This window comes from Amycolatopsis sp. cmx-4-54 (assembly GCF_046548895.1).
Lineage (GTDB): Bacteria > Actinomycetota > Actinomycetes > Mycobacteriales > Pseudonocardiaceae > Amycolatopsis.
In genome coordinates, this window is the sequence record NZ_JAEBEJ010000002.1 from 475,154 (window position 1) to 488,730 (window position 13,577).

The following is a 13,577-nucleotide window of genomic DNA, read 5'->3' on the forward strand; positions in this document are numbered from 1 at the left end:
CGGACCAACGAGGGGTTTCCTCTCGTCGGTCCGGTGCCTTAGCGTCGACCTCCCGAACTGCAGATGCGGAGGTCCGCGTGAAATTCCTTCCGTTGCTGACCGGTCACTCACCAAGCCGGGCGTCAGTGACCTGTACCTACCGCTGTGGCGACGCGTGCTTCCACGACGCGCCGAACACCTCGGACAACCCCACCTTCGCCGACGTGCTCGGCGCGGTGAGCCGCCGCGGCGCGTTGAAGGCGACCGCCGTCGTCGCGCTGGCCGCCGGTACGCCGCTCGCACTGGCCGCGCCTGCCTCCGCCACTCCCGAGGGCCGTCCGAAACCGCCACCCGGCACGAACTACCAGCGGGTCCGGCCGAACACGCTCGACGCCGTCGTGGTGCCCGAGGGCTACGAGCAGGGCATCGTGATCCGCTGGGGTGACGCGGTGCTGCCCGGCGCGCCGGAGTTCGACTTCGACCATCAGACCGCCGAGGCGCAGGCGAAGCAGTTCGGCTACAACTGCGACTTCGCCGCGCTGCTGCCGCTGGACCGCTGGGGCCACTCCTCGCTCCTGGTCACGAACCACGAGTACACCTCGGAAGAGTTCATGTTCCGCGGTTACGACCGGGACAACCCGACCGAGGAACAGGTCAAGATCGCCTGGGCGGCCCACGGGCTGACCGTCGTCCAGGTGACGCGCGGCCGCGACACCGGGCACCTGCGGCCGAAGATGTCCCGCTACAACCGGCGGATCACGCTGCACACGCCGTTCAAGGTGACGGGCCCCGCCGCGGGCAGCGATCTGCTCAAGACCGCCGCCGATCCCACCGGCTCGGTGGTGCTGGGGACGATGAACAACTGCGCGGGCGGCGTCACGCCGTGGGGCACGATCCTGTCCGGCGAGGAGAACATCAACCAGTACTTCGGCAACGCGGACACGGTGGCCGATCCGGTGCAGCGCAAGCGTTACGCGCGGTACGGCATCAGGGGCACCGCGACCACCCGCAAGTGGGAGCGGTTCGACGCGCGCTGGGACATCGCCAGGGAACCGAACGAGGCCCACCGCTTCGGCTGGGTGATCGAGCTGGACCCGAACGATCCGGACAGCACCCCGGTCAAGCACACGCATCTGGGCCGGTTCAAGCACGAGACGGCGAACATCCGCGTCGCCAGGGACGGCCGCGTGGTCGCCTACTCCGGTGACGACGAGCGTTTCGAGTACATCTACAAGTTCATCTCGAAGGGCCGCATGAAGCCCGGCGATAGCGCGCATGCCCGGCGGCACAACATGACCCTGCTCGACGACGGCACGCTCTACGTCGGCCGGTTCACCGGTGACAGCCCGCCCGCCGAGATCGACGGAACCGGGAAACTGCCCAGCGACGGCGAATTCGACGGCAGCGGCGAGTGGATCCCGCTGGCGTCGGGCACCAAGTCCTTTGTGGACGGAATGACCGCCGAAGAGGTGTACGTCTTCACCCGCGAGGCGGCCGACAAGGTGGGCGCCACCAAGATGGACCGCCCTGAGGACATCCAGGCACACCCGCGTACCGGCCGGATCTACTGCGCGCTCAGCAACAACGTCGAGCGCGGCAACCCCGGCAAGGAAGGCGCCACCGAGCCCAACCCGCGGCTGAACAACAAGCACGGTCAGGTGCTGGAGTTCGAGGAACGTCGCGGGGACGCGCTCGCGCTGACCTTCAGCTGGCGGCTGTTCCTCGTCTGCGGTGATCCGGCGTCGCCGGACACCTACTTCGCCGGTTTCCCCAAGGACCAGGTTTCCCCGATCTCCAGCCCGGACAACGTGGCCTTCGACGATCACGGCAACCTGTGGATCTCCACCGACTCGGCGGGTGCCCTCGGCATCAACGACGGCCTCTACTCGGTACCGCTGGAAGGCCGCAACCGCGGGGAGCTCAAGCTGTTCCTCACCGTGCCGCGCGGCGCGGAGACCTGCGGCCCGATCGTCGAGCGGAAGATCGTCACGGTCTGTGTCCAGCATCCGGGTGAAGTGGACGGCGCGAACGCCGAGAAACCGGCCTCCCATTGGCCGGACGGCGGGGAAACCCAGCCACGCCCGTCGGTGGTGGCGGTGTGGAAACCCGGCAGGCATGGCCTGGCGGACATCGGTTCTTAGTCGAAAAGCAACGATCTAGCAGTACTTTTGGTCGATGGCGCGCTGTCCGGCTCGGCAGCGCGCCATCGCTCGTTCGCGCGCTGTTCACCTTCTGGCCAGAGCTGGATCGTTTTGGTCGCTTAACGTCACGGCGTTCCCCCGACTGGACTACGTGTACCCACCGCGACCATGGAGGCCCTGTGTCCTTCGAGCCTCAGCGGCTGCTGCCGTTGATCACCTCCCACCCCGGTGGCCGCTCCGCGGTCACCTGCGAGTACCGCTGCGGCAACGCGTGCGCCCACCCCGAGCCGAACACGTCGGACAACGAATACTTCGGCGACGTCGTCAAGAACATGCTGTCCCGCCGTGGCGCGCTGAAGGCCGGCGCCGTGATGGCCGCGGCCGCCGGCGGTTTCGCCGCGCTGTCCGGCACGGCCGCCGCCGAAACCCCGGCTGAGGTATCCAGCGCCGCCGCCGCGGGCCACGGCAAGCCGGGCCGCCCCGGACGTCCGGTGCCCGGCACCGACTTCGAAGCGGTGCCGCCGAACACGCTCGACGCGATCACCATCCCCGAGGGTTACGAGCAGCGCGTCGTCATCCGCTGGGGCGACGCCGTCGAGTGGGGCGCGCCGAAGTTCGACTTCCGCAAGCAGACCGCGGCCGCGCAGGCGAAGCAGTTCGGCTACAACTGCGACTTCGTCGGCCTGATCCCGCAGGATCCGCTGGGCATCCGCAACCTGCTGGTGGTGAACCACGAGTACACCACCGAGGTCCACATGTTCCCGGCCGACCAGTACGACCCGAAGAACCCGACCGAGGAGCAGGTCAAGATCGCGTGGGCCGCGCACGGCCTTTCGGTCGTCCAGGCCTTCCGTGACCCGATCGGTGGCGCCCTGCGCGTGACGCCGAGCCCGTTCAACCGCCGTATCACGCTGAACACCGCCTTCGAGGTGCGCGGCCCGGCCGCCGGCTCGAAGTACCTCAAGACCTCCGCGGACCCGACCGGTCGCAAGGTCTTCGGCACGCAGAACAACTGCGCCGGCGGCGTGACCCCTTGGGGCACCGTGCTTTCCGGTGAGGAGAACGTCAACCAGTACTTCGCCAACGCGGCCAAGGTCACCGACCCGGTGGCGGCGGCACGCCTGAAGCGGTACGGCTTCTCCGGCACCGAAAGCACCCGCAAGTGGGAGCGGTTCGACAAGCGCTGGGACCTCGCGCAGGAGCCCAACGAGGCCAACCGCTTCGGCTGGGTCGTCGAAATCGACCCGAACGACCCGAACTCGACGCCGATCAAGCACACCGCGCTCGGCCGGTTCAAGCACGAGGCCGCGAACATCAAGATCACCAAGGACGGCCGCGTCGCCGTCTACTCGGGTGACGACGAGCGCTTCGAGTACATCTACAAGTTCGTCTCCAAGGGCAAGTACAAGCCGGGCAAGAGCGCGCACGCGCGTCGCCACAACTCGGCGCTGCTCGACGACGGCACGCTGTACGTCGGCCGCTTCACCGGCGACAGCCCGGCCGCCGAGATCGACGGCACCGGGAAGCTCCCGGCGGACGGCGAATTCGACGGCGTCGGTGAGTGGATCCCGCTGGCCGCGGGGAACAAGTCCTTTGTGGACGGTTTCACCGCCGAAGAGGTCTACGTCTTCACCCGCGACGCGGCCGACAAGGTCCAGCCGACCAAGATGGACCGGCCCGAGGACATCGAGCCGAACCCGGTCAACGGCCGGATCTACGCGGCGCTGACCAACAACAGCCAGCGCGGCCCCGCCGGCAAGGCGAACGTCGACGAGGCGAACCCGCGGCCGAACAACCGCAACGGGCACATCCTCGAATGGGAAGAGGACCGAGGCGACGCCGCGTCGACGAAGTTCTCCTGGCGGCTCCTGCTGGTCTGCGGTGACCCGAAGACGGCGGACACCTACTTCGGCGGCTTCCCGAAGGAGCAGGTCAGCCCGATCTCCTGCCCGGACAACGTCGCGTTCGACCGGCACGGCAACCTGTGGATCTCCACCGACGGCAACGCCCTCGGCGCCCACGACGGCCTGTTCTCGGTGCCGGTCGACGGCCCGGAACGCGGGCACGTCAAGCAGTTCCTGTCGGTCCCGGTCGGCGCGGAATGCTGCGGCCCGGTGGTGACCGACCACCTGGTGCTCGTCGCCGTGCAGCACCCGGGTGAGGACGCGGACAGCTCCGCGAACCCGACGTCGCACTGGCCGGACGGCGGCACTTCGCAGCCGCGGCCGTCGATCGTGTCGGTGTGGAAGAAGGGCCGCTGGGGCCAGGTCGGCCGCATCGGCGTCAAGTAGTGGCTCCGGCGCCCCGATCACTCTCGGCGAGACTGTTCTGCCTGATCGGGGCGCCGGACGACACCGTTCGGTGATGACGGAACCCCGCCGCGCTCATTAGCTTCAGCCCTGTGAAACGGGCAATGGTGGTGATGGTGGCGGGCGCGCTCGTCTCCGGCTTCGTCCCTTCGTACGCGCAGGCGGCGACCGTCCCGTCCGGCTGCACCGGCGGTGCCGTGCCGAACCCGAGCGTCGAGCAGGGCAGCCCGCCCACCGGCTACACGTTCAACCCGGCCGCGCCGGTGCCTCCCGGAACGCCGCGGAGCAAGCGGCCCCGGCTTTCGACGGCCGACGGTTATCAGTCCGACGGTGGCAAATACGCCCTGATCTCGACCCCGGACAAGATGGTCAGCACCGCCTACGCGGCGATGAAGTTCGTACCCGGCGCCGTCTACACCCTGACCGACTGGACCGGCACGAACGAGGGCAACCTCCGGCGCGCGGACGCCGTCCAGGAGACGGGGCTGCGGTTCTACAACGGGTCCGGCAAGGTCGTCCTCGAGAACAAGCTCAAGGTCGTGCACGCCGTCGAGGCCGACGGCGCACTGGCCCGGCAGGATTTCCCGCCGTCGATCGCCCCGCCGTCGGCCGCTTCGGTGAGGTTCTTCGCCGCCACCGACCGCAACTGGGTCATGTGGGACTGCGTCCACCTGCGGGTCGACTCGTTCTCGGCGAAGGCGGAGGTGCGGGATCCGGCGAGCGGCGCCTGGGGGTCCACGGCCACCATCGAGGCGGGCACCACCGCGAACTACCGGTTCACGGTCACCAACGACGGCACCACGACGCTGACCGCCATCAAGGTCGAAGACCCGTACTGCGACGTCAACCCGGCCCCGATCGCGACCCTCGAAGCCGGCAAGGCCGCGACCGTCACCTGCGTCCACAAGAACGTCACCGAAGCGGACAACGGCCACGTCAGCACCGTGACCGTCGCCAGCGGAAAACTGCCGAAGAAGACCGCGACCACGACCATCAAGGTCACCCCGCCGCCCGCGATCGACGAGATCGGCGAATTCGTCTGGAACGACGTCGACCGGAACGGCCTCCAGGACTCCGGGGAGCCGGGCGTTCAGGGCGTGAAGGTGACGTTGAAGGACGCGTCGGGCACGGCGCTCGGGACGCTCACCACCGGCGCCGACGGCAAGTACCGCTTCGGCAAGCTGAAAGACGGCATCTACCAGGTCTGTTTCGACATCGGCGGGCTTCCCTTCACGTACACGGCGAAGGACGCGGGCGACGACGCGAAGGATTCGGACGCCGACCCGGCGACCGGCTGCACCGCGACCACCACCGTCGGCCCTCGCAAACGGCAGGACCTGACGCTCGCGGCGGGGTTGACCGCGCCGACGAGCAGGGTGGGCGACTTCGTGTGGCTGGACAAGGACAGGGACGGTCTCCAGAGCCGCGACGAACTCGGCGTCCCGGACGTGAAGGTGACGTTGAAGGACGCTTCCGGCAAGGAGACGGCCGCGACCGTGACCGGGCCGGACGGGCGGTACGCCTTCGAACGGGTGGCGCCGGGCTCGTACCAGGTGTGCTTCGACGTCGGCTCGCGTCAGCTGACCAGGTCCGGCGCGGCGCACCACGACGGCACCGACTCGGTGGCCGACCCCGCGACCGGCTGCACGCCGGTGGTCTCGCCCGGCTCCCCGGAAGACCTGACCAGGGACGCCGGCCTGCTCGCCCCGTGATCGCCTCCCGATCACGCGAGTCGCGCCTTGACCACAAATTGTCGGTGGGTGCCGCTAACGTCGCCCACCGTGACTTCCCACCTCGACGCCACCCGCGAGTCCTACGACACCGTCGCCGAGGATTACGCGGCCCGGATCGGACCGCTCTTCGACCAGGAGCCGATCAGCCGCGCGATGCTCGCCGCGTTCGCCGAGCAGGTGCGCGGCCCGGTCGCCGACGTCGGCTGCGGTCCCGGCCACGTCACCGCGCACCTGGCGTCGCTCGGCCTCGACGTCACCGGTGTCGACCTGTCGCCGAAAATGGTCGAGATAGCTCGTCGCCAGTACCCTGACCAGGGGTTTTCGGTCGGCTCGATGGCCGGGCTGGATTTCCCGGACGGCGAGCTGGGCGGTCTCGTCGCCTGGTGGTCGATCTTCCACCTGCCGCCGGAGGAGCTCCCGGCGGTGTTCGCGGAGTTCCGCCGCACGCTTGCGCCGGGCGGGCGCCTGCTGCTCGGGTTCCACGTCGGCGACGAGCGCCTGAGCCCGGAGACGGCGTACGGCCACCCGGTCACTTACGACGCCTACCTGCTGAATCCCGGCCGGGTCGCCGATCTGCTGGTCCAGGCGGGCTTCGAGGTCACCGCGCGGTTGGCCATGGAAGGGAGGAAATGGCCACAGTCCTGCCTGTCCGGCCGTGCGGTTTGACTCGTGGGCCGCGGGCCTGATCTGCTGCGCACGCAACCGAGCCGGGCGGGGCCATGACGCAGACGAACACGACCACGGGTGAGCACACGCCCGCCTGGCCTTCGCGCGCCTGGTACCTGAGGCCGTCGGCCTGGACTTGGTTCGGGTTCGGCCTGGTGCTGATGGTCTACGCCCACCTGGCCTGGCGGCGCCGCTGGATGAGCGACGACGGGCTGATCGTGCTGCGGACGGTCCGGCAGATCCTCGCGGGCAACGGGCCGGTGTTCAACGTGGGTGAGCGGGTCGAGACCAACACCAGTCCTTTGTGGACAGTAATCCTGAGTGTGTTCGGGTTGATCCCCGGGGCACCGCTGGAATGGGTGTCCGTGATCACCGGGCTGGTCTTCTCGGTCGCCGGGTTGTTCTTCGGCCTGGACGGCGCTCGGCGGCTTTACCAGCCACTGGCGTTCCACGGGCTCGCGCCCGCCGGGGCGCTGGTGGTCTGCGCGCTGCCGCCGTTCCGTGACTTCGCGACGTCCGGGCTCGAGACCGGGCTGATCACCTTGTGGCTGGGTGGTACCTGGTGGCTGCTCGTCCGCCGTACGTCCACAATGGACGAACTGCGCACCTGGCCGGTCGCGCTGGTCGCCGGGCTGGGGCCGTTGGTGCGGCCCGACCTCGCGCTCTTTAGCGGCGTCGCCTTGGTGGCGTTGCTCGTCCTCGCGCGGCCGGGACGTCGCCGGGTGATGGGCCTGATGGCCTTGGCGGTCGCGCTCCCGCTGGCGTATCAGGTGTTCCGGATGGGCTACTACGGTCTGCTGACGCCCAACACCGCACTGGTCAAGGAGGCGTCGGAGGCGAACTGGGCCCGCGGCTGGGCGTACCTGGCCGACCTCGTCCAGCCGTACTGGCTGTGGCTCCCGCTGCTGCTGCTCGCTGCCGCGGTCATCACGATATCGTCCACTGTGGACAGAACCTTCGTGGTGCTCAGCGCGGTTCCGGTGGCCGGATCGGTGCTGCTCGCGTTGTACGTGATCCGGGTCGGCGGGGACTTCATGCACGGGCGCATGCTGCTCCCGGCGCTGTTCTGCCTGCTCCTGCCGGTGCTGGCCCTGCCGGTGACGAGGGTGACCGTGTCGATCCTGGTCGCCGTCGGGATCTGGGCGTTCGTGTCCGCCGCGTCGCTCCGTCCGGCGTACTCGGCTTCTCCGCGCGCGGTGGGTGTCACGGACGAGCGATCGTTCTGGTCGCGGTCGACCGGGCACGAACATCCGATCCTGGCGGAGGACTACGGCGGCCACCCGCTAATGCCGTCGACGCTGGCGGCCGTCCGTGACGTGGAAGGTCCGGCGGTGCTGATCCAGGACTACACGACCAGGCGCTGGTACGCGTACCCGTCGGACCGGCCGTACGTGACCGTCGCGGCGGACAGCATGGGCGCGCTCGGCCTGCTGATCCCGCTCGACATGCGGCTGCGCGACGGCTACGGCCTCGCCAACCCGTTCGCCGCGCATTCGACGTCGCTCCCCGGCGGCCGCCCCGGCCACCAGAAATGGCTGCCCCCGGTGTGGGAGCTGGCGAATTCGGCGCGGCTCCCGATCGCCGAAGGCGGCCCGGCCCGCTCCGCGGACGTCGCCGCCGCCCGAGCTGCGCTCGACTGCCCGGATCTCGTCGCGATCGACGCGTCGGTGCGGGATCCCCTGACGGCCGCCCGCTTCGCGGACAACCTCACCGGTTCCTTCACCCGCGGTGCCCTCCGGTTCCCGAGGGTGGCGACCCCTCCCGTCGTGTGCGCCCCCTGATCACGCGAGTTACGCCCCCAATCACGTGAGTTCGCCGTCTGATCACGGGTGTCGGCCACCCAATCACGGGTGTCGGCCGTCTGATCACGGGTGTCGGCCGTCTGGACACGCGCCGGCGGCCCAGAACCGAACCACTAGCGTGACGGTATGGCTGATCTTCCCCTCGCTCTCGTCACCGGGGCCACCCGCGGCATCGGTGCCGCGGCCGCCCGCGCGCTCGCCCCGACCCACCGGTTGCTGCTCGGCGGCCGCGACGCCGGCGCGCTCGGTGAACTGGCGGGCACCTTGCCCGAGGCGAAGCCATGGCCGATCGACCTGACCGACACGGAGGCACTGGAGACGGCGACCGCCGAACTCGGCGAGCTGGACGTGCTGGTGCACTCGGCGGGCGTGGCGCGGCTCGGCACGGTCGAGACCGCGACCGACGCCGACTGGCGGGCGAACTTCGAGGTCAACGTCCTCGGCGTCGTCACGCTGACCAGGCTGCTGCTGCCCGCGCTGCGTGCTTCGAAGGGGCACGTCGTCGTGATCAACTCGGGCGCCGGGCAGAGCGCGCGGCCGGGCTGGGGCCCGTACGCCGCGAGCAAGTTCGCCGTCCGTGCCTTCGCCGACTCGCTGCGCGAGGAGGAGTCCGCGCTCCGGGTGACGTCGATCTACCCGGGCCGCACGGACACCGAAATGCAGCAGGCGATCGTCGCCGACGAGGGACGCGCGTACGAACCGGAACGCTTCCTGCGCCCCGAATCCGTCGCGGCCGCCGTCCTCGGCGCGGTCTCCGCCAGCGGAGACGCGCATCCGACCGAGGTGATCCTCCGGCCGCGCGGCCTGGTCTGACCGCGGCGTCCGCCCGCTCGCGTGTTCCCGATGTCGCGTTCGAGACGCTCAGCGTCCCCAATGCCACATCGGTCCCGCGCGGACCAGTTGTCCACAGCCCCGCCCCGTTGTGGACAACCAGCCCCTGACCAGCTCTTTTTCACCGGCCCCCGCCCCCACCCCCGATAGACTGGCCTCGGGGCCGCCCCCGGGACGGGTGGGGGGCTGCGTAGGTGAGTTAAGAGCGTAGGCGTGCGGCGGTTTGGGCGACTTCGGTCTGTACTTTCGCGCGGTCCACCCGCAGGGATTCGCCGTCGCCGACGACCTGCTCGCCCGCCACCCACACGTCGCGGACGCGGCGTGAGCCCGCGGCCCACACCAGGTTCGCGAGCAGTTGCGTGTCCGGCACGTCGAGGCCGGTCGCGAAGGCAGGGTCGTCGAGATCGACGTGCACCATATCCGCCCACCGGCCGGTTTCCAGCGCGCCGATGTCGGTCCGGCCCAGCGCGTCCGCGCCGCCGCGGGTGCCGAGCAGGAACGCGTCGGCCGCGGTCAGCGCGGTCGAGTCGCCGGTCGCGAGCCGCGCGAACATCGCCGAGAGCTGCACTTCCTCCCACAGGTCGATGTCGTCGTTCGACGCCGGGCCGTCGGTGCCGAGCCCGACGGCGACACCGGCCTTCCGAAGTTCCGTCACCCGGGCGATGCCCGAGGCGAGTTTCGCGTTCGATCCGGGACAGTGCGCCATCCCGACGCCGCGCGCGGCGAACAGCGCGATGTCCTCGTCGGACAGGTGGATCGCGTGCGCGGCCAGCGTCCGGCCCCGCAGCATCCCGACCTTCTCCAGCAGCGCCGGCACCGAGCCGTGCGCTTCACGCTGCTTGACGTCTTCGAGCGCCGCCTCCGCCACGTGGATCTGCACCAGCGCGCCCCGCTCGGCCGCCGATTCCGCGGTCGCCCGCAGCGCGTCCTCGTTCAGCATGTACGCCGAGTGCGGCCCGTAGCCGACCTCGATCCGTTCGCCGGGCCCGAACCGGAGACCGTCGGTGTCGATCCAACGTTCGATGCTCTTCAGCATCGCGCGCCAGTCCATCCCCGGCAGTTCCATGATCGGCGGGGCCAGCACCAGCCTGCCACCGGTGGCGAGCACCGCGTCGGCGAGCTGCTCGCCTTCGAAGTACATCTCCGCACTGGTCGTGACACCGTGCCGCAGCATCTCGATCGAGCCCAGCGTCATCCCGGTGCGGATGTCGGCGGGCTCCAGCTTCGCTTCCGCGGGCCAGATGATCTCGGTCAGCCACGGCAGCAGCGGCAGGTCGCCACCTATGCCGCGCAGCAGCGTCATCGGGCTGTGCGCGTGCGCGTTGACCAGGCCGGGCAGGAGGATGCCGCTCAGCCGGGTCACGGGAGCGGACGTTTCGGGGGCCCCGGACAGGGGGCCGACATGGGTGACGCGGCCCGTCTCGTCCACATCGACCACGGCGTCACGCAGCAACGAGCAAGCGGGGTCGGCGGGGAGAACGACAGGAGCGTGGAAACGGCGTTGCATGAATGGAGCTTACGGTCAGTCCACGACGCCGCTGCGCCACGCCCAGGCCGCGATCTCCACCCGGTTCCGCGCACCGACCTTGCCCTGCACCGACGCCAGATGCGTCTTCACCGTGGACAGCGACAGGAACAGCTCGGCCCCGATCTCGGTGTTCGTCAGCCCCTTCGCGGCCGCCCTCACCACGTCCAGCTCCCGCGCCGTCAGCGGCTCCGAAGGCGGGGTGACGTCGCGCTTCACCGTCCCGCCGTCGAAATGCTTCAGCAGCCGGACGGTGATCTGCGGCGAGACCAGCGCGTCCCCGCGCGCGGCCGCGCGCACGGCTTCGATCAGCAGCGCGGGCCCGGCGTCCTTCAGCAGGAACCCGCTCGCGCCGTTCCGCAGCGCGGTGTGCACGTACTCGTCGAGGTCGAACGTCGTGACCACCACGACCTTCAGCGGATCGACGACGTCCGGGCCCGCCAGCTGCTTGGTGACCTCGAGCCCGTCGATCCCCGGCATGCGGATGTCCAGCAGGCAGACGTCCGGCCGCAGCTCGCGCGCCTTCGCGACCGCCGAGACGCCGTCCGGCACGTCGGCGACCACCTCGATGTCGTCCTGCGCGTCCAGGATCATCCGGAAGCCGATCCGCACCATGTCCTGGTCGTCGGCGATCAGTACCCGGATCACTCTTCTCCTTCAAGTGGTAGCCACGCTTCGACGCGCCATCCGCCGCCCGGTGCCCGTCCGGCGGAGAGCCGGCCGTGCAGCAGGGCGACCCGTTCGCGCATGCCGATCAGACCGTAGCCGCCCGAACCGCCGGCCGGACGGCCCTGGGGTTCGCGTCCGTCGTCGGTCACCTGGAGGTGCAGTTCGTTCTCCTTCACCTCGGCGACGACCAGCGCCTCCTTCGCGCCGGACGCGTGCTTGCCGACGTTCGTCAGCGACTCCTGCACCAGCCGCAACGCCGACCGCCCGACCTCGTGCGGCACGTTCGGCGGCAGTTCGAGCTTCATCGACGTCTTCACGCCGTGGTTCGAGCGTTCGATCAGCGTCCGCAGGTCGGCGGCGAGATCGGTGGTGGCCTGTTCGCTGAACTCGCTGCTCCCGGCGGGGGCGTCGCCGCGCATACTCCGCACGAGCCGCCGCATCGCCGCGAGCGCCTCCACCCCGGCGTCCTCGATCCGGCCCATCGCCTCGACCGCGACCTGCGGATTCTTCTCGCCCATCATTTTCGCCGCCTGCGCCTGCACGACGATCCCGGTCACGTGGTGGGCGACCACGTCGTGCAGTTCCCGCGCGAGCGCCATCCGCTCCGACGTCTGCGCGTCGGTGATCGCCGACTGGATGACCTGCGTGCGTTCCGAATCCCGGGACCGCAACGCCAGGCCGACCGCCACCGAGATGCCGAGCAGCAGCAGCGCGATGACGGCGAGGCCGGCAGCGTCGTCCGGGTCGGTCATCAGCCTGGGGGAAGGCCGGGTGGCGTTGAGGACGGAGGCCACGGCGACCACCGCCGACAGCGCGGTGATCCGGGACGCGGCCTTGCTCAGCCCGACCGCGCGGACCAGCGTGACGACCATGCCCATCCCCGCCACGACCTGCGTGCCCGGCACACCGCCGGGGGTCGGGTAGTCGTAGCGAAGCCGGAGGAACGGCGTCACCAGCGCCGACAGCAGCATGACCGCGGTGAGCGCGACCATCGCGTCGGCGGGCCGGCGCGGCGCGGCGACCGCGATGATCGCCGCGACGATCGAGCAGACCAGGATCGGGAAGCCGTGCGCCCCGCTCTCGTAGGCGAAGCTGAATTCCAGGATCAGCGCGACACCCAGCATGCCGATGAGCGGCCATTGGCCCATCACCAGCTTGTTGAGCTTCTGCAGCTTCTCGTGGTTCTTCGGATGCGCCACCCGGTCGCGGCCGGGGATCGCGAAGAGCAGCGTGACGCCCAGCAGGAGTCCGCCGAACAGCATCGCCTGCGCCATGGTGCCGTTCGGCTCGCTGCCGTAGTAGTACCGGCCGGACACCGCGGTCAGCGTGGCCAGCACCAGGCCGGTGATCACGGCGAACGCGACACCCGGCCGCGTCCGGCGCGCGGCGTAGAACAGGATCTCGACCCCCGCCACCACCTCGGCGATGGACAGGTGGGCGAGCACGCTCGAGTAGGTCGGGATGTTGAAATGCCGGACGACCAGTGTGTACGCCACCAGCACGACCGAGGCGGCGACGGCGGCGACGGCGGCTCGCTTCTGCGCCCAGAGCGCGCAGAACACCAGCGCGAAGATGCCGGGGAACAACAGGAGGTCGATGCCTCGGCGGCCCGTGTCGTCGAAGGCGGCGTCGGTCACGAAGACCAGGTCGAACGCGAGCGCGGCCAGCAGGACGACGGCGGGCATGCCGATACGTCGCGCGAGCGCATTCACCCGCGCGGGGAGCTTGTTCTGGGCCGGACCTGCTGTCACACCGTGACGGTAGAGGATCGGCCGCCGTCCGCACCTTGGCCGACCGGCCCGAGCCGGGTCGGCCGATCGGCCGATGCGCGGGTGATCAGCACTGGCCGTCTGCCCGAAGTGGACGAAGGCCGTTCACCGCGAAGCTCTTTCCCGAAGCAGAACACGAGTGACTGACTAGGG

At 70.0% G+C, this 13,577-nt stretch carries 9 protein-coding genes; 6 read left to right on the forward strand and 3 right to left on the reverse strand.

What is annotated here, in order from left to right:
- Nucleotides 1–77 precede the first annotated feature (77 nt).
- The 6 genes from ACLJQ7_RS07460 (at nucleotide 78) to ACLJQ7_RS07485 (ending at nucleotide 9,443) form a co-directional block, all read left to right on the forward strand.
- Entirely contained in the window at nucleotides 78–2,120 is a 2,043-nt protein-coding gene (locus ACLJQ7_RS07460; protein ID WP_410647388.1) for a PhoX family protein, read from the forward strand.
- Nucleotides 2,121–2,299: 179 nt separating this feature from the next.
- Nucleotides 2,300–4,411: a PhoX family protein gene (locus tag ACLJQ7_RS07465; protein WP_410647389.1), complete on the forward strand. Its 2,112-nt coding sequence runs from the start codon at nucleotides 2,300–2,302 to the stop codon at nucleotides 4,409–4,411.
- A gap of 110 nt (nucleotides 4,412–4,521) precedes the next feature.
- Nucleotides 4,522–6,141, forward strand: coding sequence for an SdrD B-like domain-containing protein (locus tag ACLJQ7_RS07470; protein ID WP_410647390.1), 1,620 nt, complete (start codon nucleotides 4,522–4,524; stop codon nucleotides 6,139–6,141).
- Nucleotides 6,142–6,210: 69 nt separating this feature from the next.
- Nucleotides 6,211–6,828: a class I SAM-dependent DNA methyltransferase gene (locus ACLJQ7_RS07475; protein ID WP_410647391.1), complete on the forward strand. Its 618-nt coding sequence runs from the start codon at nucleotides 6,211–6,213 to the stop codon at nucleotides 6,826–6,828.
- Between the two features lie 53 nt (nucleotides 6,829–6,881).
- Entirely contained in the window at nucleotides 6,882–8,609 is a 1,728-nt protein-coding gene (locus ACLJQ7_RS07480; RefSeq protein ID WP_410647392.1) for a hypothetical protein, read from the forward strand.
- A gap of 147 nt (nucleotides 8,610–8,756) precedes the next feature.
- Nucleotides 8,757–9,443 carry an SDR family oxidoreductase gene (locus tag ACLJQ7_RS07485; protein ID WP_410647393.1) on the forward strand — a complete coding sequence of 229 codons (687 nt, stop codon included), beginning with the start codon at nucleotides 8,757–8,759 and terminating at the stop codon, nucleotides 9,441–9,443.
- A gap of 217 nt (nucleotides 9,444–9,660) precedes the next feature.
- Here ACLJQ7_RS07485 and ACLJQ7_RS07490 read toward each other — a convergent pair whose 3' ends face one another.
- Genes ACLJQ7_RS07490 through ACLJQ7_RS07500 form a run of 3 tightly spaced genes read right to left on the reverse strand, consistent with a single transcriptional unit; the run spans nucleotide 9,661 to nucleotide 13,406 of the window.
- Nucleotides 9,661–10,968, reverse strand: a complete 1,308-nt coding sequence (locus tag ACLJQ7_RS07490; RefSeq protein ID WP_410647394.1) for an amidohydrolase family protein — start codon at nucleotides 10,966–10,968, stop codon at nucleotides 9,661–9,663.
- A 15-nt stretch (nucleotides 10,969–10,983) separates the two neighbouring features.
- Nucleotides 10,984–11,634, reverse strand: coding sequence for a response regulator (locus ACLJQ7_RS07495; protein WP_410647395.1), 651 nt, complete (start codon nucleotides 11,632–11,634; stop codon nucleotides 10,984–10,986).
- Nucleotides 11,631–13,406, reverse strand: coding sequence for a sensor histidine kinase (locus ACLJQ7_RS07500; RefSeq protein WP_410647396.1), 1,776 nt, complete (start codon nucleotides 13,404–13,406; stop codon nucleotides 11,631–11,633). Before ACLJQ7_RS07500 ends, ACLJQ7_RS07495 begins: the two co-directional genes overlap by 4 nt.
- Between the last annotated feature and the right edge of the window lie 171 nt (nucleotides 13,407–13,577).